General features: G+C 61.4%; 20 protein-coding genes. 5 read left to right on the top strand and 15 right to left on the bottom strand.

Going from position 1 to position 24,771, the window contains the following annotated elements; genetic code table 11:
* Position 1: 1 nt before the first annotated feature.
* The gene (locus ACLH0H_RS26695; protein WP_411380346.1) at positions 2–835 is read right to left on the bottom strand and encodes a Ku protein; all 834 of its coding nucleotides are present in this window, start codon (positions 833–835) and stop codon (positions 2–4) included.
* A gap of 184 nt (positions 836–1,019) precedes the next feature.
* On the opposite strand from ACLH0H_RS26695, the gene ACLH0H_RS26690 reads away from it, so the two are divergent.
* Positions 1,020–1,340 (top strand): hypothetical protein, encoded by a 321-nt coding sequence (locus ACLH0H_RS26690; protein ID WP_076952305.1) that lies wholly within the window; start codon positions 1,020–1,022, stop codon positions 1,338–1,340.
* 12 nt (positions 1,341–1,352) lie between these two features.
* The gene (locus ACLH0H_RS26685; RefSeq protein WP_411380345.1) at positions 1,353–2,510 is read left to right on the top strand and encodes a PQQ-dependent sugar dehydrogenase; all 1,158 of its coding nucleotides are present in this window, start codon (positions 1,353–1,355) and stop codon (positions 2,508–2,510) included.
* Between the two features lie 180 nt (positions 2,511–2,690).
* On the opposite strand, the gene ACLH0H_RS26680 is transcribed toward ACLH0H_RS26685, so the two are convergent.
* Complete coding sequence (locus ACLH0H_RS26680; protein WP_411380344.1) at positions 2,691–3,170, bottom strand: DUF1348 family protein; 480 nt, start codon at positions 3,168–3,170, stop codon at positions 2,691–2,693.
* A 54-nt stretch (positions 3,171–3,224) separates the two neighbouring features.
* Positions 3,225–3,788: a TetR/AcrR family transcriptional regulator gene (locus ACLH0H_RS26675; protein ID WP_411380343.1), complete on the bottom strand. Its 564-nt coding sequence runs from the start codon at positions 3,786–3,788 to the stop codon at positions 3,225–3,227.
* 124 nt (positions 3,789–3,912) lie between these two features.
* Here ACLH0H_RS26675 and pssA point away from each other — a divergent pair, with 124 nt between their 5' ends.
* Together pssA and ACLH0H_RS26665 are read left to right on the top strand one after the other, a co-directional pair.
* The gene (gene pssA / locus ACLH0H_RS26670; protein WP_076952302.1) at positions 3,913–5,256 is read left to right on the top strand and encodes a CDP-diacylglycerol--serine O-phosphatidyltransferase; all 1,344 of its coding nucleotides are present in this window, start codon (positions 3,913–3,915) and stop codon (positions 5,254–5,256) included.
* Positions 5,257–5,403: 147 nt separating this feature from the next.
* On the top strand, positions 5,404–8,577 hold the full coding sequence (locus tag ACLH0H_RS26665; RefSeq protein WP_411380342.1) for a hypothetical protein: 3,174 nt from the start codon (positions 5,404–5,406) through the stop codon (positions 8,575–8,577).
* Between the two features lie 48 nt (positions 8,578–8,625).
* Here the strand turns inward: ACLH0H_RS26665 and efeO (ACLH0H_RS26660) are convergent, their stop codons facing one another.
* The 4 genes from efeO (ACLH0H_RS26660) to efeU are packed head-to-tail and all read right to left on the bottom strand — an operon-like array spanning position 8,626 to position 12,849.
* On the bottom strand, positions 8,626–9,444 hold the full coding sequence (gene efeO / locus ACLH0H_RS26660; RefSeq protein ID WP_411380341.1) for an iron uptake system protein EfeO: 819 nt from the start codon (positions 9,442–9,444) through the stop codon (positions 8,626–8,628).
* A 27-nt stretch (positions 9,445–9,471) separates the two neighbouring features.
* A complete protein-coding gene (gene efeB / locus ACLH0H_RS26655) occupies positions 9,472–10,776 on the bottom strand; it encodes an iron uptake transporter deferrochelatase/peroxidase subunit (protein WP_411380340.1) in 1,305 nt (434 codons plus the stop codon).
* A 14-nt stretch (positions 10,777–10,790) separates the two neighbouring features.
* Positions 10,791–11,993 (bottom strand): iron uptake system protein EfeO, encoded by a 1,203-nt coding sequence (gene efeO / locus ACLH0H_RS26650; RefSeq protein ID WP_411380339.1) that lies wholly within the window; start codon positions 11,991–11,993, stop codon positions 10,791–10,793.
* Positions 11,994–12,003: 10 nt separating this feature from the next.
* Complete coding sequence (gene efeU / locus ACLH0H_RS26645; RefSeq protein WP_411380338.1) at positions 12,004–12,849, bottom strand: iron uptake transporter permease EfeU; 846 nt, start codon at positions 12,847–12,849, stop codon at positions 12,004–12,006.
* A gap of 186 nt (positions 12,850–13,035) precedes the next feature.
* Here efeU and ACLH0H_RS26640 point away from each other — a divergent pair, with 186 nt between their 5' ends.
* On the top strand, positions 13,036–14,058 hold the full coding sequence (locus ACLH0H_RS26640) for an AraC family transcriptional regulator (RefSeq protein WP_411380337.1): 1,023 nt from the start codon (positions 13,036–13,038) through the stop codon (positions 14,056–14,058).
* Between the two features lie 729 nt (positions 14,059–14,787).
* Here ACLH0H_RS26640 and ACLH0H_RS26635 read toward each other — a convergent pair.
* The 8 genes from ACLH0H_RS26635 to ACLH0H_RS26600 all read right to left on the bottom strand — a co-directional run bounded on the left by ACLH0H_RS26635 (position 14,788) and on the right by ACLH0H_RS26600 (position 24,741).
* The gene (locus tag ACLH0H_RS26635; protein ID WP_411380336.1) at positions 14,788–15,315 is read right to left on the bottom strand and encodes a hypothetical protein; all 528 of its coding nucleotides are present in this window, start codon (positions 15,313–15,315) and stop codon (positions 14,788–14,790) included.
* 454 nt (positions 15,316–15,769) lie between these two features.
* Complete coding sequence (locus ACLH0H_RS26630; RefSeq protein ID WP_411380335.1) at positions 15,770–17,185, bottom strand: efflux transporter outer membrane subunit; 1,416 nt, start codon at positions 17,183–17,185, stop codon at positions 15,770–15,772.
* Positions 17,182–20,361, bottom strand: a complete 3,180-nt coding sequence (locus tag ACLH0H_RS26625; RefSeq protein WP_411380334.1) for an efflux RND transporter permease subunit — start codon at positions 20,359–20,361, stop codon at positions 17,182–17,184. Before ACLH0H_RS26625 ends, ACLH0H_RS26630 begins: the two co-directional genes overlap by 4 nt.
* A 15-nt stretch (positions 20,362–20,376) precedes the next feature.
* The gene (gene mexE, locus ACLH0H_RS26620) at positions 20,377–21,618 is read right to left on the bottom strand and encodes a multidrug efflux RND transporter periplasmic adaptor subunit MexE (RefSeq protein WP_411380333.1); all 1,242 of its coding nucleotides are present in this window, start codon (positions 21,616–21,618) and stop codon (positions 20,377–20,379) included.
* A 201-nt stretch (positions 21,619–21,819) separates the two neighbouring features.
* Positions 21,820–22,902: a protein-glutamate methylesterase/protein-glutamine glutaminase gene (locus ACLH0H_RS26615; RefSeq protein ID WP_411380332.1), complete on the bottom strand. Its 1,083-nt coding sequence runs from the start codon at positions 22,900–22,902 to the stop codon at positions 21,820–21,822.
* Positions 22,865–23,386, bottom strand: coding sequence for a chemoreceptor glutamine deamidase CheD (gene cheD, locus ACLH0H_RS26610; protein WP_307393632.1), 522 nt, complete (start codon positions 23,384–23,386; stop codon positions 22,865–22,867). Before cheD ends, ACLH0H_RS26615 begins: the two co-directional genes overlap by 38 nt.
* The gene (locus ACLH0H_RS26605; protein WP_186689618.1) at positions 23,383–24,192 is read right to left on the bottom strand and encodes a CheR family methyltransferase; all 810 of its coding nucleotides are present in this window, start codon (positions 24,190–24,192) and stop codon (positions 23,383–23,385) included. The genes cheD and ACLH0H_RS26605 overlap by 4 nt, the downstream gene beginning before the upstream one ends.
* Positions 24,193–24,201: 9 nt before the next feature.
* On the bottom strand, positions 24,202–24,741 hold the full coding sequence (locus ACLH0H_RS26600; RefSeq protein WP_411380331.1) for a chemotaxis protein CheW: 540 nt from the start codon (positions 24,739–24,741) through the stop codon (positions 24,202–24,204).
* Between the last annotated feature and the right edge of the window lie 30 nt (positions 24,742–24,771).

Below are 24,771 nucleotides of genomic sequence, written 5' to 3'. Positions count from 1 at the left end.
GCTATGACGCCTTGCTGGATTTCTTCGCGGCGGGCTTCTTGGCCGGTTTGCCTGCCAGGCTGCGCTTGAGCAATTCGGTCAGGTCGATCACATCGGCGGACTTGCGCTCCTCAGTGTCATTACCGGTCTCAACGTCCTCGATCTTGCCGGCCTTGGCCTTCTTGGCGACCAGCGCCATGATTTTTTCCTGGAAACTGTCGCGGTACTCGTCGGGCTGCCATTCGGCGCTCATGTCTTCCACCAGGCGCTTGGCCATGTCCAGCTCACCTTTGGCCAGGCTGGGCTTGGTTACGTCGCTGCCCAGTTCCAGTTCGTCCAGGCTGCGCACTTCGGCCGGCCAGCGCAGCATCACCAGTACCAGCGCCGACTCCAGGGGCATCAATGCCGCCAGGTGCTGCTTGGTGTGCAGCACTACGTTGGCCAGGGCGACTTTGTCGGTTTTTTTAAGGGTTTCCCTTAGCAACGCGTAGACCTTGCCCCCGCGTTTATCCGGTGCAAGAAAGTAAGGCGTGTCGATGTTCTGCAAAGGGATCTGATCGCTGGCGACAAAACCAATGATTTCGATGGTCTGGGTCGACTTGGGGTGAGCCGCGCGAATTTCTTCCTCGCTGATCACCACATAGCGGCCTTTCTCGAAGGCCACGCCTTTGACGATGTTTTCCTTGGTGATCTCCTTGCCGGTGGTCTTGTTGATGCGCTTGTAGCCCACCGGGTCCATGCTGCGCTTGTCCAGCCAGTCAAAGTCGACACCTTGGGAGGAGGTGGCCGAAACCAGTGACACCGGGATATGCACCAGGCCAAAACTGATGGCGCCTTTCCAGATTGCTCGAGGCATATGTGCGATTCCTTGAGTAGGGGCTGTGTTCTGGTGACTCGGACGCTGCGGGAAAAGTTTCGCCGGGCAGATGCGCGGACAGATCGTGTTACACCTGATGAGAAACTATTTAGTGTCGAAAGCCGAACCCAGGGCGTAGCGTGTTATCGAAAGCACGTACTCCTCGCCCCAGAGAGACTTTGTCATGAACAGTTGCAGGCGTCACATTGCAGCGCTGCTGTTGGGCCTGGCCCTGGTGCCGGTGGCATGGGCACAGAACCTGCCCGGTAACACCCACAACAACGCCAACAACGGTCCGATTCACCGGGCCAACCCCAACAGCATGCAGGGCACCCAGCCCAACGCACCGGCCATCCGCGGTATCCAGACCGGGCCGACCACACCCAGGCCGACCCTGGAGAACCGCGGCATCGGCAACGGTTACCCCCAGCGCGATGCCGCGCCCAGCCGTCCGGCCACCCAACCCAGAACCCCCACCTATGACGCCAGCGGCAATCGCCGGTAAGGACCCAGCCTTATGTTCCTACGCAAAACCCTGCTAGCCGCGCTGTGCGCAACCACGCTGCTGCCGATGACCGCCGCTTTCGCCGCTGACGTCCAGCAGTTCCCCAGCGAACAAGGCAGCATTACCGTCACCCCGATCGCCAAAGGCCTCGACCACCCGTGGGCGGTGGCCTTTCTGCCGGACAAGCAAGGCTTCCTGGCCACCGAGCGACCCGGCCACCTGCGCTTCGTCAGCCCGGACGGCAAGCTCTCCGCCCCGCTGACAGGCGTGCCCGAAGTGTGGGCCAAAGGGCAGGGCGGTTTGCTGGATGTGGTGCTGTCACCGGACTTCAAGCAGGACCGCATGGTCTACCTGTCCTACGCTGAAGGTGGCGGCAAGGGCGGTACGGCCGGCACTGCCGTAGGCCGTGGGCGCTTGGCGGCTGACCTGAGTGGCTTGAGCGACTTCCAAGTGATCCTGCGCCAAGAGCCTAAGCTGTCCACCGGCAATCACTTCGGCTCGCGCCTGGCCTTTGACCGCGACGGCTACCTGTTCGTGACCCTGGGAGAAAACAACGACCGCCCCACGGCCCAGGACCTGGACAAGTTGCAAGGCAAGGTCGTGCGCATCTACCCGGACGGCCGCGTGCCGGATGACAATCCCTTCGTCGGCCAGCCCGGCGTGCGCCCGGAAATCTGGTCCTACGGCCAGCGCAACCCCCAGGGGCTCGCGCTGAACCCTTGGAGCGGCACGGTTTGGGAAAACGAGCACGGCCCGCGCGGCGGCGATGAGGTCAACATCATCGAGCGCGGCAAGAACTACGGCTGGCCATTGGCAACCCACGGCATCAACTATTCCCTGACGCCAATTCCCGAAGCGCAGGGCAAGACAGTGGAAGGCACGGTGCCGCCTCATCACGTCTGGGAAAAATCACCGGGTATCAGCGGCATGGCGTTCTACGATGCGGATCGCTTCAAGCCCTGGCAGCACAACGTGTTTATCGGCGCACTGGTCAGCCAGGAGTTGATTCGGTTGCAGTTTGATGGCGACAAGGTGGTCCACGAAGAGCGATTGCTGGGCGGCTTGAAAGCGCGGATCCGCGACGTGCGGCAGGGGCCGGATGGCTTTTTGTATGTGTTGACGGATGAGGATAACGGGGTGTTATATCGGGTTGGGTTGAACCAGGACTAAGCGGTATTTACCCTATTTGTAGTGAGCGGGCTCGCCCCGCGCTGGGTGGCGAAGCCGCCCTAACCGAGGCGCCGCCGAGTTACAGATAAAACCGAGTCGCCTGGTGTGGGGCGGCTTCGCCACCCAGCGCGGGGCAAGCCCGCTCACTACAGGGATATTTGTGAGACGGCTTCACTGGGTTTATAGGCCGAGTTCTGAAAGCCCGGGATGATCATCCGGGCGTCGGCCCAGCGGCCAATGGAACTTGCGCTCGCTTTCCTTGATCGGCATGTCATTGATGCAGGCGAAACGGTTGGCCATCAAGCCATTGGCGTCGAATTCCCAGTTTTCGTTGCCGTAGGAGCGGAACCAGTTGCCTGAGTCGTCGTGCCACTCATAGGCATAACGCACCGCGATGCGGTTATCGGTGAAGGCCCATAATTCCTTGATCAATCGGTAATCGAGCTCCTTGGCCCATTTACGGGTCAGAAAGCCTTTGGCCTCTTCGCGGTTATGCGCGAATTCCGCACGGTTGCGCCACTGCGTGTCGAGGGTGTAGGCCAGGGACACGCGTTCCGGGTCGCGGGAGTTCCAGCCGTCTTCGGCCAGGCGCACTTTTTCGATGGCCGACGCGCGGGTAAACGGCGGCAAAGGGGGGCGTTTTTCTGCGGTCGATGACATGGGGCAGTTCCTCCAGATTAAAAATTTTATCGAGCGTTGTGTTGGGCCGTGCTTTCAAAGTGCCAATAAGGTTCGGGCCATGCATTGCGCGTTATCAGCGGCGGTCGGGTCGCCCATCACCAGGGCGACAGTAATGGCGCCATCGATCAGGATCAGCAGCTGCGCGGCCTGCCGTTCGGGGTCGGGGCTGCCATGTGCTTGACAGAGTTCAAGTGCGTACTCGAACAGTTTCTGTTTATGGGCCTTGGCCAGCAGACGTACCGGGTTCTGCGGGTCGCCGGTCTCGCCGCTGGTATTGATAAAGGCGCAGCCCCGGAAATCGGCAGTGCCGAACCAGGCCTTGAGGGCGCTGAACAGCGCCAACAGGCGCTCACCCGTGCCTTCGCTGCGTTCCACTTCATCGCGCAGCCACTGCAGCCAACGCTGGTCGCGGCGTTGCAGCGCGGCGATCACCAATTCATCTTTGTTGGCGAAATAACGGTAAATACTCTTTCTCGAGACGCCGGCGGTTTTCACCAGCAAGTCCATGCCTGTGGCCGCAATGCCATGGCGATAGATCAATTTTTCGGTGACGTCGAGGATGATGTCGCGGGTTTCATTGCTGGTCATTTCGTTCATGTTCCGCACAGTAGAACGATCGTTCTTCTTGGTCAACCCCTCTTTTGCCGACCGCGCAGCGAGACCTGGGCACCCCCATGGTGTAAGCTCGGGACTTCCTCGGATTCGACCCATTGCGAGCCTTATGCCGTCGTTCTTCAAACGCTCCCTGTTGCCCAAACTGCGCGGTTTCCCCCTCACGCCCGAGGCGCTCGAGGTGCTGTCCGGCGCCGACGCGTATCGGCGCTGTCTGCTGGAAAAAATCGCCCAGGCCACCCAACGCATCTATATCGTCGCGCTGTACCTGCAGCAGGACGAGGCGGGGCAGGAGATCTACGACGCGCTGCATGCCGCCAAGGCTGCGCGGCCGCAGTTGGACATCGTGGTGGTGGTCGATTGGCTGCGTGCCCAGCGCGGCTTGATCGGGGCTGGCAAGCAGCCGGGCAACAGCGCCTGGTATCAGGCCATGACCGAGCAACACAGCACCGAAGTGCCGGTGTACGGCGTGCCCGTGCAAACCCGCGAGCTGTTTGGCGTACTGCACCTCAAGGGCTTTGTGATCGACGACACGGTGCTTTACAGCGGCGCCAGCCTGAACAACGTGTACCTGCACAAGTTCGACAAGTACCGCTTCGACCGTTACCACCTGATCCACAACAAACCGCTGGCCGACTCCATGCAGCACCTGGTGGAGCATGGCCTGGTCGCCTCCAAGGCCGTGCATCGCCTGGACCTGCCGAACCCGCCGACCACCCGCAGCCTGCGCAACGACATCGGCGACCTGCGCAGCCGCCTCAAGCACGCGGCCTATGACACCACGGCCGGGCAATTGCCCAATGGGCATCTGTCGGTCAGCCCGTTGCTCGGGGTAGGCAAGAACAACCCGTTGAGCCGGGTGATCCTCGAACTGATCGCCAGCGCTCGAGATCAACTGACCATCTGCACACCGTATTTCAACCTGCCGCTGCCGGTGACCCGTGAAATCAACCGGGCCCTGGCGCGCGGGGTGAAGATAGACATCATCGTTGGCGACAAGACCGCCAATGACTTCTATATCCCGCCGAGCGAGCCGTTCAAGGTAATTGCGGCATTGCCTTACCTGTACGAAATCAGCCTGCGCCGCTTCGCCAAGCGCCATCAGCCGATGATCGACAGCGGCCAGTTGAACCTGCACCTGTGGCACGACGGCGATAACACCTACCACCTCAAGGGCATGTGGGTCGACCAGCGTTACACCTTGCTCACCGGCAACAACCTCAACCCACGGGCGTTCCGCCTCGACCTGGAAAACGCCTTGCTGATCGACGACCCGCAAGGCCAGTGGCTGGAGCCACGCCGCACCGAACTGGCGCAGATTTTCCAGCACACCACGCGCATCGAGCGGTACCTGGACTTGCAGACGCTGCCGGATTACCCGGAGGCGGTCGGCAAGTTCCTGCGACGGGTCAGCCGCGTGCGGATCGAACGGTTGCTGTATCGGATTCTGTAGTCACCACAATCTATCCTTGTGTGTAAGCCGGGCCTTTTAGGACTCGGCTTACAGCGCACACCGCCATGCTCTATCTAGATTGCCTCCTTACCGTTCAAGGAGGCACGGCATTTCCCTTATGGAATCGGCCAAATAGAGCACACTCTCATGCTGACGATATCGCCCCATGCCCGGCCTGTTGTTTTCCTGACCCCTGAGGCGCCAGCGCCTTTGCAGCACACCCCGCCCACGCTCGTGCGCTCCCGACGTTCCGAACCCTCCACGCCACCTGTCATTCCCGGGCCCATCTGGACCTTGCCGGAATCCGCCAGCGATCCCACCGCCACGGCTGAAGGCGAGCGAACCTTGGCCGCGAACCTGGCCACTGCGCTGAGCAGTGACCACGCCGCGATAGACGTCCCCGCAGGCAGCAGCCTGGCGGGGCTTTTGGATATTTACAGCCGGTTGGTCAAGCAGCCGCAAACCCAGGCCTGGATCGCCAGTAAAGGCTTGCTCACAGACCCATTGACACTCACGCAGGAGGGGGTCGAAGGCTTTGTCATTCGTGACGGAGTCCGCACGCCGGTGTCTTTCAGCAGCACAGACGGCAGCGGTTGGTGGGAGGCCTCGGTGAAGTTGCGCGCCATTCGCAATGCGCTCGACCCGGACAACAAAGGTTTGCCGTACCTTCAAAACGCTCAGTATCGCGTCCCGATACATGTCGTGCTGAGCGCCTACGGCCTCAAGCCTGCCGAGACTGCGCAGGAGCGGGAAGCGCTCAAGGCGCAAATTCTTACGAAGGACCTCACCCTGGCGCCTCAATTGGCGTCTACGGTTGAGGGCGTCAAGCGGGTCATCAGCGAACTCGATGAGCGTGCATACCTGGCGACGCTGCTTGAGCAGCAGGTGCAGGGGCTTGACGATACCAGTCCGACGGACTGGTCCAGGCATCCGACCCAGGTGTCGACGGCGTCCGCCCAGGCGATCGGCGCGCACACGCACTACAACGTAGGCCAATTGCTGGAGCACATGGGCCTTGGGGTACCGCGCACTGCCGGGGCCACGCGTAACGTCATCCAATGGCTGCGCACCGCTTTACCCCCGGCACCGGCGGCGGGGGATTACAGCGCCATCGTGCCGGCCGAGCCGGGTGCTGCCGACTACCGCCCCCTCGCCACGCTGGCCTCTTACACGCCCGAGACGTTACGCCTGAACGCCGATGCTCACCTTGCCAGAGTGCTCGACGGTCCGGATGCCGTGGCGTTCGGCAACCTGCTTGCCGCGACCCTCGACGACCTGCCCACAAGCATCGCCGGATTCGACGTCTATCAGCCCGCCCACATGGGGCGCACCCTGAGCGAAGTGCGCGCCGATCTGGAGCGGCACCTGCGTGAGAACAAAGGCCTGGACCCGAATGTCGCGGTCTTGATGGCGCACGTCGGACTGGCGCAGGCAGCGCCGGAGTTCCTGGTGCGTGACGTGCCCGACGCCGTGGCGATGGGTACGCCTGCCTGGATGGAGTTGCGTCTGGGCTGTGCCATTGCCGAAACCGCGGGCCCCGGCACCTCAAGGGGCATGGACGAAGCGCAAGTCAGTGCATTGACGAGCCTGGCGCCGACTACTGACGAGCAGCGTACGTTGATGCAATTGCGTGGGCTAGGCGTGTTGCTTGACTGGGCGGTGCTGAACGGCGTGCTGCAAGCCAAGCCTTCGGGGCAGTATACCGAAGCGGATATCAAGAAGGCCTCGCAGGTCTTTACCCGGCAGCGGGCGCTGGCGGCACGGGCGTTCAACACGGCAAGCACACCGCTGCCCACACGCCGGGACATTGCCGTAACGGAACTGCTCAAGGTTTTTCCGCAGTACAGCGCCAGCCAACTGGAGCAGGTTAAGGTCATGCTTGCCGATCCCAGTGAGCGCAGGAACCTCAAGATTTCCGAACCCAGGACTCGCTCACTGGTCGAGACCTACATGACCGGCGACCTGACACCCGGTAAATGGGCACTGACTGCTGACATGCTCCAGGCCAATCCAAGCCCGTCTGCGCGCAATCCGTTTCAATTCCAGACCGATACACTGGCGCCCGCGACTGAGCGCAAAGCCCTGGACGATGCCATCCGGCGCCTGCCCGCGCTGGATGGCCTTCTCGAAAAAGCCGTCGGCAAGCACCACCTCAAACAGCAGATGGCCTTCGTGACCAAGCTCAAGCTGATGTTCACACGGCTGCCGTTAGCCGACCGCCAGCGCATCGAGTTGGGGGCTGTGGACTTGTTCACGCTGCGCAGCAAGACCGGCAAACAGCAGGTTTGGGAGTCCGACGAAGACCGTGCGACGGTGACCGGGCACCAAGGGGTGCTGATGCGCGTGTTGCATGATCAGGCCGTGACGTATTACGAAGTGTTGTACAACGGAAAAATCATCAAGCATGACGCTCCCGCAGTGACCTCAGCCCTCGACCGCGTGGTTCGGGATACCAGTCACTTGGGGCAGTATAAATTGCTCGGTGACAAATACATCCGACGCGGCCATGACGTGCCGCTGGACCTCGATGCGTATACCCGTGGCACCTCGCCACGCGAGGGGGTCACTTCTTCCGGTGTGATTATTGACCGGCTCGGGCGCTATCTCCCGGCCGGTTCGCTGCCCGAAGACCAGACGCTGGCGACGTTTGTACCCAACGCTTACCAGTCGGATCGCGTGGAGTTCATTGCGTGTGAGATCGCGGAAAACAACTTCTATGAAACCCAGGCGCAGATGCTCACGCGAGCCAAAGGGCAGCTGCCGCTGGAAAAAAGTCGAGAGGCTGACGCCCGGGACATGAATCTGCTGGTTTCACTGGTACCGTTTGTGGGGGCTTACCAAGACTTTGCCGCTGGCAACGTTGGCAAAGGCATACAAAGCCTGGCGCTGGATGTAGCCGGGATCGCGATAGGCGCGGGCGGGCAGGCACGCTCACTGATCCGCTCGCTCAAGGGAGCAGGCCAGAGCAGTTTGCGGCCCTCATTGGGCAAGTTCACCGCTACGGTAGGGCCCCGGAGACCGAAGGTGGCCTGGTCCTGGACTGAGCCGAAACCGCGCTTCAGTGATGCTGCATTTGATCTGACCAAGCAGGCCGGGCTGTTTTTCAACGCGGTGTTCAACCCGGTCGACGGTTACCCACGCTTGATCAGTGCGATCTCGCGTGGTGTCGGCAAGTTGCCAATGCTGCTGGCGACCGCAGGCGGCGGGCTGAACAAAGCGATGCCCCATCTGATTGCCACCGAGCAGAAATTGCGTAGCTACTTCCTGGTCGGCATGGGCATTGTCGACCCCAGCACGCCACCTGCACTGAGGCCCCAATAACCCGAAAGCCGCCCACTCGCCATGGGCGGGCAGCTACCTACACGCTCATCAGTTCAAACCCAACTTGCCGCGCAACATCGACAAGTCTTCAGCCAAGGTGTTGACCGGGCCGACCAGGGCCTTGCGGTCGTTTTCCTTGACCTTGTCGTAGGTCTCGAAGCCGCCGTCCTTGGTCTTGTACTTGGCCAGGACCTTGTCCACGTTGGCGAAGTTCTTGTCGACCTTGGCCAGGAAGGCTTTGTCTTGCTTCTCGATCTGGCCACGGAACAGGTCGACGATTTTCTTCGCGCCGTCGATGTTGCCCTGGAAGTCATACAGGTCGGTGTGGCTGTAGCGGTCTTCTTCGCCGGAGATCTTGGTGGCGGCGACCTCCTCAAGCAGGGCCGCGGCGCCGCCGACGACTTTTTCCGGCGGGAAGGTCAGGCCGTCGACGCGGGTCTTGAGGTCGTTGACGTCGGTGTTGAGCTTGGCGGTCAGCGTGTCCAGGCCCTGGGTGCTGTTCTGCGAGAACAGTGCGTATTCGATGCGGTGGAAGCCGGTGAAATCTTCGGCGGTCACGCCTTTCTCGTGGTCATCCACGCGCGAATCGATGGACGCGTCGAGGTCGCTGAACAGCTCGGCGATCGGCTCGATGGACTCATAGTGCACGCGGGTCGGCGCGTAGAGTTTTTTGGCGGTGGCCAGGTCGCCTCGGTTGATGGCATCGGTGAAGGCCTGGGTCTGGGTGACCAGCTCACCGATTTCTTCGGTGACGTAGATCTTGTAGTCCGACACCGGGCCTACCAGGTCCAGCGGCGCGGTCGCGGCGAAGGCCGCCAACGGGGACAGGGTCATTAACAACGACAACGCAATAGTCGACTTCTTCATGGGACGGTATCCGCTCTGAGGGTTGTTTTAGGTATTGGCAGGGGTGTGAAGGTGCGTTGCGGCCAGCAATGTTTGCCCGATGAAATCATCCGGGCCCGCGACCCCCGGCAAACTGAAGAAATACCCGCCGCCAACCGGCTTGAGGTATTCCTCCAGGGGCTCGCCGTTCAGCCGGGTTTGCACGCTGATAAAACCTTTTTCCAGATCGGCCTGGTAGCAGATGAACAACAGCCCCATGTCCAGCTGACCGTTTTTGTTGACGCCGTTGGAGTAGTTGAACGGCCGACGCAGGATCAGGTTGGCCTGGGTCTGTGGGGTGCGTGGGTTGGCCAGGCGGATATGGGCATCGAGCTTGGTCAACTTGCCTTGCGGGTCCTTGCTGTAGTCGGGCACCTGGGTTTCTTTGTCGCCGTCCATGGGCGCGCCGCTGGGCTTGATGCGACCGATGATGCTCTCTTGCTCTTGCAGCGGGGTACGGTCCCAGCGTTCGACGAAGTTGCGGATGATGCGCACGGCCTGGTAGCTGCCGTTGGCGGCCCAGGCCGGCTCGTCGCTGCCAGGCTGCACCCACACAATCTGGTTCATCGCCTTGTCGTCGTTGGAGTTCGGGTTGGCCGAACCGTCGCGAAAACCCAGGAAGTTACGCGCGCTCTGCGCAGGCTCTCCAGGCTTGGCCGGCGCCTGGGGCGGCACGCTGCCTTCCTGCTTCCAGCGCACCAGGAGCAGGTCCGGCAGGTTTTTCACGATGTCGCGCAGGGCGTGGATATTGGTGTCGGGGGTGTTGGAACTGAACTGCAGGCTCAGGTCGCCGTGGCACTGCGCCGGCTCCAGCGCATCATTGGGAAAGCCGACCATGCGGATCAGGCGCTTGGGCTTGGCGGCGGCAAGGCCGAAGCGCTCATCGAACAGCGACTCACCGACGGACACGGTGATGGTCAGGTTGTCCGGCGTGACCACCGGGCCCAGAATCCCGGAGTCGGTGGGCGGCAGTTTCGGGTCCACTTGCGGCACGGTGCCGCCGGTCATCAGGAACGCAATGCGTTCGTTCAGCGTGCGGAACAGGCGCTCCAGATCTGCACGGTCGCTGGCCAGCACATCGAATGCCACGACCATGCCGCACGCCGGCCGCGGGGTCACGATGCCGCTTTGGTGGCGGCCGAAAAAATCGTGGTGGTCCTGGGTTTTGTCGCTGCGCGGTGCGGTGGTGACTTGCTCGGCTGCGGCCGCCATGGCCGGGCAGGCCAGGCTGCCGCCGGCAATCGCGGCACCTGTGGCGGCCATGCCCAGCAGGACGCGGCGGCGCTGGAGATCAAACTGTTTTGAATCGCTCATGGGTGCGGTCGTCTTCACTGCAGGCCGGAAAGGCCAAGGGCGGGGTCGATTCCATCGAGTGCATCGGCCAGAGCCCTGGCCTTGTCGGCGATCTGCTTGCGCTGATCGGCGGTCACGCTGTCGTAGCGGCTGTACTGGCCGTCGACTTTCAAAGCATTGAGTTCGGCGTCGAAGGCCGCTAGCGCGCTGTCGATGTTCGTTAACAGGTCAGCGGCGGACCTGGTCAGCAATGGGCGCATCAGGTCGACCACCTTGTGGGCGGCCTGCAGGTTGCCGGCGAAACCATTCAAGTCGACGTGGCTGTAGCGTTCCTCTTCACCGCTGATGGCGCGTACCTCGGCCAGGCTGTTGAGGTTGCGCACCACGATGCTCACCAGTTGCTCCGGAGGCAGGGGCTGAGCCAACAGTTGCCCTTTGAGGGCAGTGACGTCGGTCACCAGCTGCTGTGCAATCGGGGCCAGGCCGTCGAGGCTGCGCTGTTGGAACAGGCTGTATTCCAGGCGGTGGAAACCGCTGAAGGCAGGGTCCTGTTCGCGCTTCTCGAAATAGTCGGCGCGCGCGTTGATCGCATTGTCCAGCTGCGCCAGGCGTTGCGAGGCTGGGGCGAGTCGCTGGTAAGCCTCACGTGCCGGTATGTAGAACGTTTGTGCCTGGGCCAGATCACCCGCGTCGATGGCGTGCTGCAGGGCGGTCGCGGCCTTGATCAAGGCGCTGCCCTGGCTGCTCAAGTACACGCGGAACTCAGACAACGGGCCGATAAACGCCACCATCGACGGCTTGGCCTTGGCCTGGGCGTCGGATGCGGCAGTCGGCGTCACGTGCAAGGTGCCGCGCGGGTTGCTCAACAGGCCGCAGGTGATCGCATAGTCGCCCGGCAGCAGGTTGGCGTTGATCACCTGGCTCAGGCCCGGGGCAATGTTTTCGCGTTCTTCGACCACCAGCACGCCGTCGAGGATTTCCCATTCCACCGCACGATCGGAGCGGTTGATGATACGGAAGCTGGCGCGCCCGGCGGGCACGCTCAGCTCATTCGGCTCGCAGGCGTGGCCATGGATGGTCACGGCGATTTCATCGTGGTTGGCCTGGCGTTTGCTGGCCGCGCGTTGCGAGGCGTAATAGAACAGGCCGCCGGCGGCGATCATCACGACCACCGAGCCCGCCACGGCCCAGCGCAGAGCGCGGGGCGGTGGCGCCGGTTGAGGAGTTGGGTTGGACAAGGGGCGGTCCTTACTGAGTGGAAACGGAAGAGGGCGTGGCGCCAGGCTTGGGCGGTGCGGCGGGCAGGAAGAACATCACCAGGGCCACCACCAGGTAAATCAGGTAGGCGCCGAGTGTGCTGAGGGTGGGGGCTTCCTGATACCCGAACATGCCGGCCAGCACCGAGCCCAGCGGGCTGTCCATGGGCAACATGGCGCTGAAGTCGAACAGCACGGTTTGCCAGTGGTTCCACACCCCGGCTTCGTGCAGCGCCTGCACCGAATTGGCCAGGATGCCGGCGGCCACTACAAGGATGAACAGGCCGGTCCAGCGGAAAAACGCACTCAGGTTCAACCGCATGCTGCCGGTGTAAATCAGCCAGCCGACGATGATTGCCAGGACCAGGCCGAGCAGGGCGCCCATCGGTGCGCCCGGGCCTTCGCTCTGCTGGAACACCGCCAGCAGGAAAAACACGGTCTCCAGGCCCTCGCGGGCCACGGCGAAAAACACCATCAGGATCAGCGCGGTGACCTGGTGCCTGGAACCGGCCAGGGCGTGGTCCAGGGATTGGTGCAGGGAATGCTTGATGGACCGCGCTACTTTGCGCATCCAAAACACCATCGAACTGAGGATGCCCACCGCGACCAGGCCGACGATGCCCTCGAACAGCTCCTGCTGTTTTTGCGGAAATTCGGCGCTGACCAACTCAAGGCCACCACCCACCAGCAAAGCCAGCGCGGCCGCGAGAAATACGCCGATCCACACCGCCGGCATCCACTGGCCGCGGCCGGTCTGCTGCAGGTAGCTGGCGATAATGCCGACGATCAATGCGGCTTCAATGCCTTCGCGCAGCATGATGAGAAAAGGAACGAGCATTCGGCACCGCAGCAGAACTAGATAGGGTGCTAAGTTGTAACATAATGATACTCATTGCCAAACGAGAAATATTGACTTTAGCTGAACGCAGGCTGAACGGCGGGCAATCGCGCAACGCCTACTCTTTTGCCGCATGACTGCCTAAGATGGCGGCATTTCCCGCGACACAGGGCACGCATAGCACCCATGCCGGACAAAGACACCATCTCCATCCACCTCGTGCGCGAAGCCTTGTTGCAAAGCTGCGCGCCCGGTGCAGCCAGTGCCGAAGTGCTGCACAAGGCCGGTATCGATCCCCAACGGTTGACCGAACCCACCGCGCGCGTGCCGGCCACCCACTACGCGCGCCTGTGGCGCCTGCTGGCGCGGCGCACGGATGACGAGTTCTTCGGCATGGACCCACGCAAGCTCAAGTCAGGCAGCCTGGCGTTTTTCTGCCGCGCGGCCATGGCGCAACCGACCCTCGCCACCGGCCTGGAAACCGGCCTGGGGTTTCTGTCGCTGATGCTTGAGCAACTGCCCGCGCAACTAATGCGCCAACAGAGCCTGGCCGAAATCGTATTGCTTGAGCCCGAGTCCGAACCCCGCCGCGCCTTCACCTACTTTACCTACTGGATGATCGTCCACGGCGTGGCCTGTTGGCTGGCCGGGCGACGCATTCCGATCCTGGCCATCGAACTGCGCTGCCCGAGACCGGACTTCTGCGACGATTACCAAGTGATGTTCTCCGACAACCTGCGCTTCGACCGCCCGCGTACCCGCATGATCTTTTCCGCCGACTGCCTGGACTTGCCGATCAAGCGCAGCGCCGAAGAACTCAAACGCTTCCTGGCCCACGCGCCGGCCAACATCCTGGTCAAATACCGCGACCCCGACAGCCTGGCCACCCGCATCAAACACGACCTGCGCCAAATGCCCCCCGACACCTGGCCGGAAACCGAAGGCCTCGCCACCAGCCTGTGCATCTCCGCCTCGACCCTGCGCCGCCGCCTGGCGGAAGAGGGGCAGACCTATCAGGGCCTCAAGGACAGCGTGCGCAAGGAGTTGGCGATTGTCTGGCTGGCGGAAGCGCACATCAGCTTTGCCGAAATTGCCGAGCGGCTGGGGTTTGCCGATACGAGTTCGTTTTATAAGGCGTTTCGTAAGTGGAGCGGGTCGAATCCGGGGCATTATCGGAGTTTGATTTTGAATGAAACAAGTCGGCTGTAAACGCATAGATGTGCGGCATTAGGAAATAACATCCTGGGTTCTGCTTGCGTACTACAGAACGCTCCTTCACGTTTTTCGGAAGCGGCCTGCTTATCTCGCATAATAATTCGTGCATAGTCAGCAGCACGATTCATTTCAATTTCACTGAACGTTTCGATTCATGGTCGGCTTATTTCTGCGAACGGCAGATGTGCGCGATTAAGTCGAGGGCGGCCTATGGAAAAATAAAAAACAGCTGATGCGTAGTGGAAAAATCTTTAATTGTTTAACACTTACGGTGAAAATCATGAGAAGCCTTTCTGCATTGTCTTTGTTGGTCTCTGTATTGCTCTCTACTGAAGTGTCCGCTTTATGCTTAAATATTACTGATAACTATAGCGGAATAGTCCAGCCCGAGTCGGAAGCGGTGGCCCTCGGTCCATTCACTGTTACCGGTGCTAACGGTTGCTCTAATGCGAATATCGAAGCAATGGTGTCCGCCGCAGGCGGAGGGAGAGCTCCGCAGATTTACATTCAGCAGCAGCGGGGCGGTTCCTGGCAAACAGTGGCTGGTAATCCATTATCAGCCTACGCTTCCTGGCTTGGCCCATTGGGTACCTATCGAGTGATGCTGGATAACCGCGAAGCAGTTTCCAAGTCGTATTGGGGAACGGTAAGGTATGGCCGATAGCTTCTAAGAGAACAGGGTGTCGGCGGCGACGCTGGCACCCTGCAAAGAAAGCGCTGAGTTTAGACGCGCTCGTCTATTGTAAAATCGTCCCGGTTGGAATTGACGAAAAACGCGAGGGCATTAATTGCACGATTGGCAGAAAACATTCCCCGGATATATTCAGGAATGCCTTGTGAATGTTTTACATCCGGACGGTTTTCAACAAACGAAAGATAGTCATCCAGTTTTTCATTAAACAGGGCGATGGCATTGTATTTTACGTCGGTTTCAGCTTGCTGGCCGTTAGCGTCAAAAGCGCCAAGGCCCGATATGAACATATGAAAAGCCTCGCCATCAATCACGCCGCTATTGTAAAGCCGGCTGCCGACTTTTTTAAGTTCGTTGGTGGTGATTGACGTCATGTCATAATCTTTCAGAAAAATTTTCAGATCATCAATCGAATCCTGTTTGTGGAGCTTTAATGTCTCCGAGGCTTTCGACTCTTCCGTTATAGTGAATCTATTAACGACCTGCTCCGGATTTTTTATCTGAAACGGGTTGGATGCCTTGGTATGTCTCATTTGCTCTGCAGTTAACAAAATGGCCATAGTGAAATCCTCTATCAACCAAAGGTTACATTTTTAGTGGTGCGCCTATACGTCCTCGTCTATCAACAAGGTATGTTTCGAATCATTGGTAAAATGGGCCAACGCATTGATTGCCTGGTTTGCACGTTCCATTTCTATTCGTCACCTTCGTTGGATTTCTGATCACGGGCGCATCGGCTTGCTTCGATAATGTGGTCGCAGTGGTTCTGTTTTGCATACTCATATCCGTCTCCTGCCTAGAGTAAGAACTACACCCCCGTTATCGACGCCCCGCATCCCAACATAAGCGCCCCAAAGCAGTTTCAGATCCCTCTGACAGATATGCCTGAATAACTTGCAGGTAACTTCCGAACCATCATCCCAATAAAGCACCAGGCCAAAAAAAGCCCCATGACCGAATGGCTCACGGGGCTAAAAATTGGCTGGATGCGACCAACCAAAGGAGCTCTTTACTTCACTTGGCGGTGGCCACAACCGTGTCCGGCTGCCAGCCGCCTCCCAACGCTTTGTAGATCGCGACAATCCCGCGATACAGATCCACTTCGGCCTGGGCCTGGGAATCCTCGGCGGCCAGGCGTTCGCGCTGGGCGTCCAGCAGCACCAGGAAGTCCACGGTGCCTTCGCGGTAGCGGATCGCGGCCAGGTCGGCGGCGGCGCGGCTGGATTCGCTTTGGCGGATCAGCGAAACCAGGCGTTGCTGGCGCTTGCCATAGTCGCTGAAGGCGTTTTCGGATTCTTCCAGGGCCAGCAGCACCTGCTGCTCGTAGGTTGCCAGGGCGCCATCCGCCTCGGCGTCCGCGCCGCGCAAACGCGCGCGCACGCTGCCCAGGTCGAATGCTGCCCAGGTGATGCTCGGGCCAAGGGCCCAGGCGTTGGCGGCGGACGAGCCGATTTGCGAGCCACGCCCGGCGGTAAAGCCGAGGAAGCCGCTGAGGCTGACCCGAGGGAACAAGTCAGCCTTGGCCACGCCGATGCGCGCGGTGGCGGCCGCCAGTTTGCGTTCGGCGCTGAGGATGTCCGGGCGACGTTGCAGCAGTTGTCCCGGATCACCGATCGGCAAGGCCTTGGCGATGGCCGGCAGGTCCTTGGGGCTCAGGTCTACGCTGAGCTTGTCGGGACGCTGGCCGAGGAGGGTGGCGATGCGGTTGCGCTCGCGCACTTGTTCGGCTTGCAGTTGCGGCACGCTGGCTTCCACCGCGGCGAGGCGTGCGTTGGCGCGCTCCACGTCGAGTTGGTCGCCCACGCCGGCATCGCGCAGGCTTTCGGTAATAGTGCGTGAGTCCTGCTGGTTCTTCAGGTTGTCCAAGGCAATGCGTTCACGCAGTTGCGCGCCGCGCAGTTGACCGTAGGCGTCCACCAGCTCCGCGATCATGGTCACTTGCAACTGGTACAAGTCCGCTTCGGCGGCCTGCTGATCGGCGTCGGTCGCTTCCAGGTTGCGCTGGATGCGGCCGAACAGGTCCAGTTCCCACGCCATGTCCAGGCCGAGGTCGTAACGCTCGGTCTTGACGCGGCGGGTGGTCTGGCCGGGGATCTGGCCCTTGCCCTGGTCACTGCTGACACGGCTGGTGATGGTCGGCATGACGTCGTTGCTGGCGTCATCGCGAATCGCACGGGCTGCCCGCAGACGGGCAAAGGCTACACGCAGATCACGGTTACCCTGCAGTGACTGAGTCACCAACTGGTTGAGGGTAGGGTCCTCGAACTGCTGCCACCAGATGCCTTCGAACCTGGCGTGATCGTATTGCTTGGCATCCGCGGCGGCGGTGATATTCGCCGCCTCCGGGGTTTGGGTTTTATAGTCCGGGCCCACGGCACAGGCGCTCAGCGCCAGGACCAGCAAGCTCGGCAAAAACAGGTTCACACTCATTGCTGTGTCTCCAGCTTCAAGGCCTTGGCCGCTTTGCGCGCTTCCTGGCGCTCCACATAGCGACGGATCAATACGTAGAACACCGGTGTCAGCAACAGGCCGAAGAAGGTCACACCGATCATCCCGGAGAACACCGCCACGCCCATGGCATGGCGCATCTCGGCACCCGCACCGCTGGACAACACCAGTGGCACCACCCCCATGATGAACGCGAACGAAGTCATCAGGATCGGCCGCAGACGCAGACGGCAGGCTTCCAGTACCGCCGCGAGCGGGTCGAGGCCTTCCGCCTGTTTGTCCTTGGCGAACTCGACGATCAGAATCGCGTTCTTGCACGCCAGGCCCACCAGTACGATCAGGCCGATCTGGGTGAAGATGTTGTTGTCGCCGCCTGAGATGATCACCCCGGTAATCGCCGACAGCAGCGTCATCGGTACGATCAGGATCACCGCCAGCGGCAGGCTCCAGCTTTCGTATTGGGCGGCCAGTACCAGGAACGCCAGCAGCACACAGAGCGGGAACACGAACAGCGCGGTGTTGCCCGAGAGGATTTGCTGATAGGTCAGGTCGGTCCACTCGTAGGTCATGCCGTTGGGCAGTTCATCCTTCAACAGTTTTTCGATCGCGGCCTGGGCCTGGCCGGAGCTGTAGCCCGGTGCGGCGTTGCCGTTGATCTCAGCGGTGATAAAGCCGTTGTAGTGCATCACGCGGTCGGGACCCGAGGTGTCGCTGACCTTGATGAAGGTCGCCAACGGGATCATCTCGCCTTTGTTGTTGCGCACCTTCAGTTGGCCGATCTGGTCGGAGTCCTGGCGGAACTGCTGCTCGGCCTGCACGTTGACCTGGTAGGTGCGCCCGAAGCGGTTGAAGTCGTTGGCATACAACGAGCCCAGGTAGACCTGCAGGGTGTCGAAGATGTCGCTGATCGCCACGCCGTGGGTCTTGGCCTTTTCACGGTCGATGGCGGCATCGACCTGGGGCACGTTGACCGTGTAGCTGGTGAACAGCCCAAACAGCTCCGGCACGCCGCGGCTCTTGGTGATGACGTTCTGCACTTCTTTGTACAACTCGTCATAGCCGAGGTTGCCACGGTCTTCGATCTGCAGGCGGAAGCCACCAATGGTGCCCAGGCCCTGTACCGGCGGCGGTGGGAAGATCGCCATGTAGGCTTCTTCGATGTTGCTGTACTGGCCGTTCAGCGCACCGGCAATCGCACCGGCGGACATGCTCGCGTCTTTGCGCTCATCGAAGGGCTTCAAGGTCACGAACACGATGCCGCTGTTGGGGCTGTTGGTGAAACCGTTGATCGACAGGCCAGGGAAGGCAATCGCGCTTTCCACGCCGGGCTGTTTCAGCGCGATGTCGGACATGCGCTTCATCACGTTTTCGGTGCGGTCCAGGCTCGCGGCATCGGGCAATTGCGCGAAGGCCACCAGATATTGCTTGTCCTGGGCCGGTACGAAACCGGTCGGGGTGTGGGCAAACCCGAAGAAGGTCAGCACCATCAAGCCGGCGTACACGAACAGAGCAATGCCACTGCCGCGAATCACTCGGCGCACGGTACCCACGTAGCCATGGCTGGCTTTTTCGAAAAAGCGGTTGAAGGGGCGGAACAACCAGCCGCCGAAGATTTTGTCGAGAAACCGCGAGAAGCGATCCTTCGGTGCGTCGTGAGCGCGCAGCAACACGGCAGCCAGGGCAGGGGACAGGGTCAGCGAGTTGAAGGCCGAGATCACCGTCGAGATCGCAATGGTCAAGGCGAACTGTTTGTAGAACTGTCCGGTCAAGCCACTGATAAAGGCGGCTGGAATGAACACCGCGCACAGCACCAGCGCCGTGGCGATGATCGGCCCGGTGACTTCACTCATGGCTTTTTCAGTCGCTGGGAACGGCTCCAGGCCCAGCTCGATATTACGTTCGACGTTCTCCACCACCACGATGGCGTCGTCCACCACGATGCCGATGGCCAGTACCAAGCCGAACAATGACAGGGCGTTGAGCGAGAATCCGAACAGGTGCATCACCGCGAACGTACCAATCAACGACACCGGCACCGCCACCAACGGGATGATCGAGGCGCGCCAGGTCTGCAGGAACAGGATCACCACCAGCACCACGAGGATCAGCGCTTCGAACAGGGTGTGCACTACCGCTTCGATGGAGCCGCGCACAAAGATCGTCGGGTCATAGGCGATACGGTAATCCATGCCCGCCGGAAAGCCTTTTTTCAGCTCGGCCATCTTGCTGCGCACATCGTTGGAGATGTCGATAGCGTTGGAGCCTGGGCGTTGGAAAATCGGAATCGCGACGGCTGGCTGGTTGTCGATCAGCGAGCGCAGCGCGTATTGGCTGGAGCCCAGCTCGACGCGGGCGATGTCCTTGAGGCGGGTGATCTCACCGTTGGCGCCGGCGCGAATCACAATGTTCTCGAACTCTTCCTCGGTGACCAGGCGCCCCTGGGTATTGACCGACAACTGGAAGCTGGTGTCGCTCGGTGCGGGCTGCGCACCCAATGCACCAGCCGCCACCTGGCGGTTCTGCTCACGGATCGCCGTGACCACATCGGTCGCGGTCAGGTTGCGCGAAGCGGTCTTGTTCGGGTCCAGCCAGACGCGCAGGGAGTAATCGCCCATGCCGAACAACTGCACATCGCCGACGCCGCCGAGCCGCGCCAACTCATCCTTGATGTTAAGGATCGCGTAGTTGGACAGGTACAGCATGTCATAGCGCTGATCCGGCGAGGTCAAGTGCACCACCATGGTCAGGTCAGGGGAGGCCTTGTCCACGGTGATACCGATGCGCGTCACTTCCTCGGGCAGTTTTGGCTGCGTGCGGGTGACACGGTTCTGTACCTGTACCTGCGCGTTGTCCAGGTCGGTGCCCAGGGCGAAGGTGATGGTCAGGGTCAGCTTGCCGTCGGCGGTCGACTGCGAGGACATGTACAGCATGTTCTCGACGCCGGTGATCGCCTGCTCTAGCGGTGCGGCCACGGTTTCGCCGATGACCTTGGGGTTGGCGCCCGGGAAGTTGGCGCGGACCACGACGGTCGGCGGCACCACTTCCGGGTATTCACTGATCGGCAACTGGAACAGCGAAATCGCGCCGGCGATCAGGATCAGCAGCGACAGCACCGCTGCGAAGATCGGCCGCGAAATGAAGAACTTGGAAAAATTCATCTTGAGTCGTATCCCTTAACCGCGTGGAGTCGCGCTGCTGGCCAGTTTGGGCGCGGCTTTTTCCGGCGCCACCTGTTCCAGGTTGCTCGCTTCAAGCGCTTGTCGTTGTTGGGCCAAGGCGGCGAGGGTTTCCTTGCTGGCCATCGGGATGGTTTCCGGAGCGACCGGCGAGCCTGGACGCGCACGCTGCAGGCCCTTGACGATCACGGTGTCGTCCTTGGTAAGGCCGCTGCGCACGATGCGCAAACCTTCGATCTTCGGCCCCAGTTCCACCGAGCGATAGGCCGGCTTGTCGCCGTCCATCACCAGCACGAATTTCTTGCCCAGGTCGGTGCCGACGGCTTCATCGTTGATCAGCACGGCGGAGTAGGTGCCGCTGCCGACCAGCTTCAGGCGTGCGTACAGGCCCGGGGTGTATTCGCCCTTGCTGTTGTCGAACACGGCGCGGCCACGGATGGTGCCGGTGGCCGGGTTGACCTGGTTGTCGATGAAGTTCATCTGGCCCAAGTGCGGGTTGCCACTTTCGTTGGACAGGCCCAGGTACACCGGTGTGGTTGCACCGCGACGGCCTTGGCGGGCCAGTTCGGTGTACTTGAGGAACACGCGCTCATCGGCGTCGAAGTAGGCGTAGACCTTGTCGGTGGAGACCACGCTGGTCAAGGCAGTGACATCGGCGGTCACCAGGTTGCCCGCGGTGATTTCGGCACGGCTGACGCGGCCGCTGATCGGCGAGGTCACGCGGGTGAAGCTCAGGTTCAGCTTGGCCAGGTCCAACTGCGCCTGGATCCCGGCGACGGCGGCGCGGGCTTCCTGGGCGGCGGTGGTGCGCGAGTCGGCCAGTTCAGCGGAAATCGCATTGCTCTGGCGCAGGCGTTCGCCACGTTGCGCTTCGTTATCGCTGCGGCTGGCGGCGGCCTTGGTTTGGGCAAGCTGGGCTTCAAGGCGGCGCACTTCGGCCTGGAAAGGACGTGGGTCGATCTGGAACAGCAGGTCGCCTTTCTTGACCAAAGCGCCTTCGGTAAAAGCGACTTGGTCAATCTGGCCGGAAACCCGTGGGCGGATCTGCACAGTCTCCGGGGCCTCCAGGCGACCGGTGAATTCATCCCACTCGTTGACCGGTTGTTCCAGCACCTTGGCCACGCTGACCTTGGGCGCCGGCATGGCGGCCGCCTGGTCCGGGGCCTTGCCGCATGCGCTCATCACCGCCACGGCCAGAATCGCCAGGGGTAAGCGCAAATAGTTGAATGACTGTTCCATGAGGTGCATCCGCCAATGTATTTGAGATGGGCGGATCATGCGCGGCGATGTGCTATGTCACGAATCGAATGAAGCAAAGGTAACTATCATTCGGAATGATATAAGCGCGGGATTAGCCCTCTAGCCTGGGGGGTTCGTTAGGGGGCTATCAATGGGCGTGATAACAAAGGACTGTTATCGGTTGCAACAGTGGTGCGTTTCTCACTTATGCAGGATCGCCTGGTGAATATCCTGCAGCGCCATGATGCGCTGGGCGGCATTGAGCTTGATGGCTTCCTTGGGCATGCCGAACACCACGCAACTGGCCTCGTCCTGGGCCACGGTGGCCGCACCGGCATCGAGCATTTCTTTGAGGCCCCTGGCGCCGTCGTCGCCCATGCCGGTCATGATGATGCCGGTGGCGTTCTTGCCGGCAAACTTGGCGACCGAGCGAAACAGCACATCCACCGAGGGGCGGTGGCGGTTGACCAGCGGCCCGTCGATGACCTGTGCGTGATAAAAGGCGCCGCTTCGCGTCACCATCAAGTGCTTGCCGCCGGGGGCGATCAGGGCCAGGCCGGGGAGTATGCGGTCGTTGTTGCGGGCCTCGCGCACCTCGATCTGGCACACGCTGTTGAGGCGTTCGGCAAAGGACGCGGTGAATTTCTCCGGCATGTGCTGCACGATCACCATGCCCGGGCACACCCTTGGCAGCGCGGTCAGCACCGCTTCCAGCGCCTGGGTGCCGCCGGTGGACGTACCGATGGCGACGATACGTTCGGTGGTCTGGGCCATGGCCTGGCCGTTGGCGGCGGGCAGGATCGCATCGGCGCTGAGCTTGCCCGCCGGCGCAGGCGCGGGGACCGGTCGCGCACTGCGCTTGCCCAGGTTCTTCACGTTGGAATGGGCGGCGGCGCGGATCGCCGCGACCAGCTCGGCCGCCGACTCGATCAGGAAGTTCTTCAACCCGGTGGTGGGCTTGGTGATGATCTCCACCGCGCCGGCCGACAGCGCCTGCAGCGAGGTCTCCGCGCCTTTCTGGGTCAGAGAGGAGCAGATCACCACCGGTGTCGGCCGCTCACTCATGATTTTGCGCAGAAAGGTGATGCCGTCCATGCGCGGCATTTCTACGTCCAGCACGATCACGTCCGGCCACTCGCGGGCGAGTTTTTCCATGGCGAAAATCGGGTCGGAAGCCGCGCCCATCACGTGGATGTCCGGCGTGTCGTTGAAGATCGCCAGCAGCACCTGGCGCACCACGGCCGAGTCATCGACCAGCAATACACTGATTTTTTTCGAAGGCATTGTTTTCAAGTATTCCCATTGGTTGATGCCGGACCCAGACGTTGCCGTTCCACAGGTCGAACACAATAGTGCGATAGCCGGTGCTGCCCATGTCCTGGGCCGCCAGGTGCAAATGGTGGTGCTCGGCAAGGGCCAGCGCTGCGCGGATATTCAAGCTGGCTACATTCTGGTGCTGCTCAGCGGGGAACATCTGGCCACCGCCGAACGCCTTCACCTGGTAATCCTGCGGTCGCGTGCCATGCACGCGCGTATGCCGCAGCAGCAGCTCCAGCGCTTCGTCGCCGTATTTGCCATCCAGCGGTTGATTGCTGCGCAAGCGCGCCGGCAGCATGAAGTGGCACATGCCGCCGATCAGCCGTTGCGGGTGCCAGAAGGTGAACGCCACGCAGGAGCCGAGCAGGGTACGCAGGCGCGTCGGCCGCGTGGCGAAACTGACCTGGCCAGGCGCCAACACTACTTCGGTCGCACCGAGAGGCTTTTTCATGGCTTGTGGTAGATCGACGGCGCCACCAGCTTCAAGGTGTCATTCACCCCGTTGAGGCTTTCCGAGTGACTGATGATGAAATAGCCGCCGGGCTTGAGCAGGGGCAACAAACGGGCGACCACCTGGCGCTTGGTCTGTTGGTCGAAATAGATCATCACGTTGCGCAGGAAGATCACATCGAACTCGCCGAGCGCGGGCAACGGCTCGTTCAGGTTGACCTGCACGAAGCTGACGCGGTTGCGCAAGGTCTTGTCGATCAGGAACGTGCCTTCCTGGCGGCCGATGCCCTTGAGGCAATACTTGGTCAGCAGCGGCTGGGGCAGGGTGCCGGTGCGCTCCATGGAGTAATGCCCGTTGCGCGCCTTGGCCAGCACCTGGGTGCTGATGTCCGAGCCGACCACTTCCCAGGGCGTGGTGCCCAGGCTCTCGGCCAGGGTCATCGCCAGGCTGTAGGGTTCTTCGCCCGAGGAGCTGGCCGCGCTCCATACGCGAAACACTTTGCCCGGTGCGGCCTTGGGCAATACCTGCTGGCGCAGGAAGTCGAAGTGCTTGGGCTCGCGGAAAAAGTAGGTTTCATTGGTGGTCAGCAGGTCCAGCGCGACCTGCAGCTCGCCCTGGCGCTGGTCGCTCATGATCAGCTTGAAATAGTCCCCATAGCTGTCCAGCTCATAGTGCTTGAGGCGCTTGGACAGGCGCCCGGCCACCAGGGCTTTCTTGGCCGGCGACAGGTTGATGCCGGCCGCGCGGTACAGCCAGGATTGGAATTGACCGAACTCACGGTCATCGAGTGCAGCGGCGTCTGACATGGTCGGGCCTCAACGTGGGTCGAGGTCGAGTGTCGGCGCCTGGGCGCTGTCGGCCAGGCTGGACATTTCATCGATGGACAGTACTTTCGCCACCTCCAGCACAATCACGAACTTGCCGTCGACCTTGGCCATCCCGCCGATGAAGTCGGCGCGAATCCGCGCGCCGAAGCTGGGCGGGGGCTCGATCTGCGCCGCCGGGATCTCCTGCACGGCCGAAACCGTGTCCACCAACAGCCCGATGTCCTGGGGCCGGCTGTCTTCGCTGCTTGCTTCGATGATGATCACGCAGGAGCGCCGGGTAATCGGCGAGTTCGCCCGGCCGAAACGCGCCGAGAGGTCCACCACCGGTACCACGGCGCCGCGCAGGTTGATCACGCCGCGCACGAACGCGGGCATCATCGGCACCACGGTCAGGCTGCCGTATTCGATAATTTCCTTGATGCCCAGGATGCCGATGGCGAACATCTCGCCCCCGAGCATGAAAGTCAGGTATTGCGCATCCTCATCGGCCGCCAACGCGGTATGCCGGGTAGTCATCAGTGCACCCATGTCATTCTCCCTGTAAGCCCGCATTGATGT

It is taken from the genome of Pseudomonas sp. MPB26, assembly GCF_046605355.1.
Lineage (GTDB): Bacteria > Pseudomonadota > Gammaproteobacteria > Pseudomonadales > Pseudomonadaceae > Aquipseudomonas > Aquipseudomonas cedrina.
The sequence above is the reverse complement of the archived record's forward strand: the minus strand, read 5'-3'. Positions and strand labels throughout refer to the sequence as shown.

Coding starts and splice junctions, on each gene's coding strand:
- ACLH0H_RS26695 (WP_411380346.1), bottom strand. CDS start 835: ATGCCTCGAGCAATCTGGAAAGGCGCCATCAGTTTTGGCCTGGTGCAT.
- efeU (WP_411380338.1), bottom strand. CDS start 12,849: ATGCTCGTTCCTTTTCTCATCATGCTGCGCGAAGGCATTGAAGCCGCA.
- ACLH0H_RS26665 (WP_411380342.1), top strand. CDS start 5,404: ATGCTGACGATATCGCCCCATGCCCGGCCTGTTGTTTTCCTGACCCCT.
- efeB (WP_411380340.1), bottom strand. CDS start 10,776: ATGAGCGATTCAAAACAGTTTGATCTCCAGCGCCGCCGCGTCCTGCTG.
- ACLH0H_RS26630 (WP_411380335.1), bottom strand. CDS start 17,185: ATGAGTGTGAACCTGTTTTTGCCGAGCTTGCTGGTCCTGGCGCTGAGC.
- pssA (WP_076952302.1), top strand. CDS start 3,913: ATGCCGTCGTTCTTCAAACGCTCCCTGTTGCCCAAACTGCGCGGTTTC.
- ACLH0H_RS26690 (WP_076952305.1), top strand. CDS start 1,020: ATGAACAGTTGCAGGCGTCACATTGCAGCGCTGCTGTTGGGCCTGGCC.
- ACLH0H_RS26615 (WP_411380332.1), bottom strand. CDS start 22,902: ATGCCTTCGAAAAAAATCAGTGTATTGCTGGTCGATGACTCGGCCGTG.
- ACLH0H_RS26680 (WP_411380344.1), bottom strand. CDS start 3,170: ATGTCATCGACCGCAGAAAAACGCCCCCCTTTGCCGCCGTTTACCCGC.
- ACLH0H_RS26605 (WP_186689618.1), bottom strand. CDS start 24,192: ATGTCAGACGCCGCTGCACTCGATGACCGTGAGTTCGGTCAATTCCAA.
- ACLH0H_RS26640 (WP_411380337.1), top strand. CDS start 13,036: ATGCCGGACAAAGACACCATCTCCATCCACCTCGTGCGCGAAGCCTTG.
- ACLH0H_RS26635 (WP_411380336.1), bottom strand. CDS start 15,315: ATGGCCATTTTGTTAACTGCAGAGCAAATGAGACATACCAAGGCATCC.
- cheD (WP_307393632.1), bottom strand. CDS start 23,386: ATGAAAAAGCCTCTCGGTGCGACCGAAGTAGTGTTGGCGCCTGGCCAG.
- ACLH0H_RS26685 (WP_411380345.1), top strand. CDS start 1,353: ATGTTCCTACGCAAAACCCTGCTAGCCGCGCTGTGCGCAACCACGCTG.
- ACLH0H_RS26675 (WP_411380343.1), bottom strand. CDS start 3,788: ATGAACGAAATGACCAGCAATGAAACCCGCGACATCATCCTCGACGTC.
- ACLH0H_RS26600 (WP_411380331.1), bottom strand. CDS start 24,741: ATGGGTGCACTGATGACTACCCGGCATACCGCGTTGGCGGCCGATGAG.
- efeO (WP_411380341.1), bottom strand. CDS start 9,444: ATGAAGAAGTCGACTATTGCGTTGTCGTTGTTAATGACCCTGTCCCCG.
- ACLH0H_RS26625 (WP_411380334.1), bottom strand. CDS start 20,361: ATGAATTTTTCCAAGTTCTTCATTTCGCGGCCGATCTTCGCAGCGGTG.
- mexE (WP_411380333.1), bottom strand. CDS start 21,618: ATGGAACAGTCATTCAACTATTTGCGCTTACCCCTGGCGATTCTGGCC.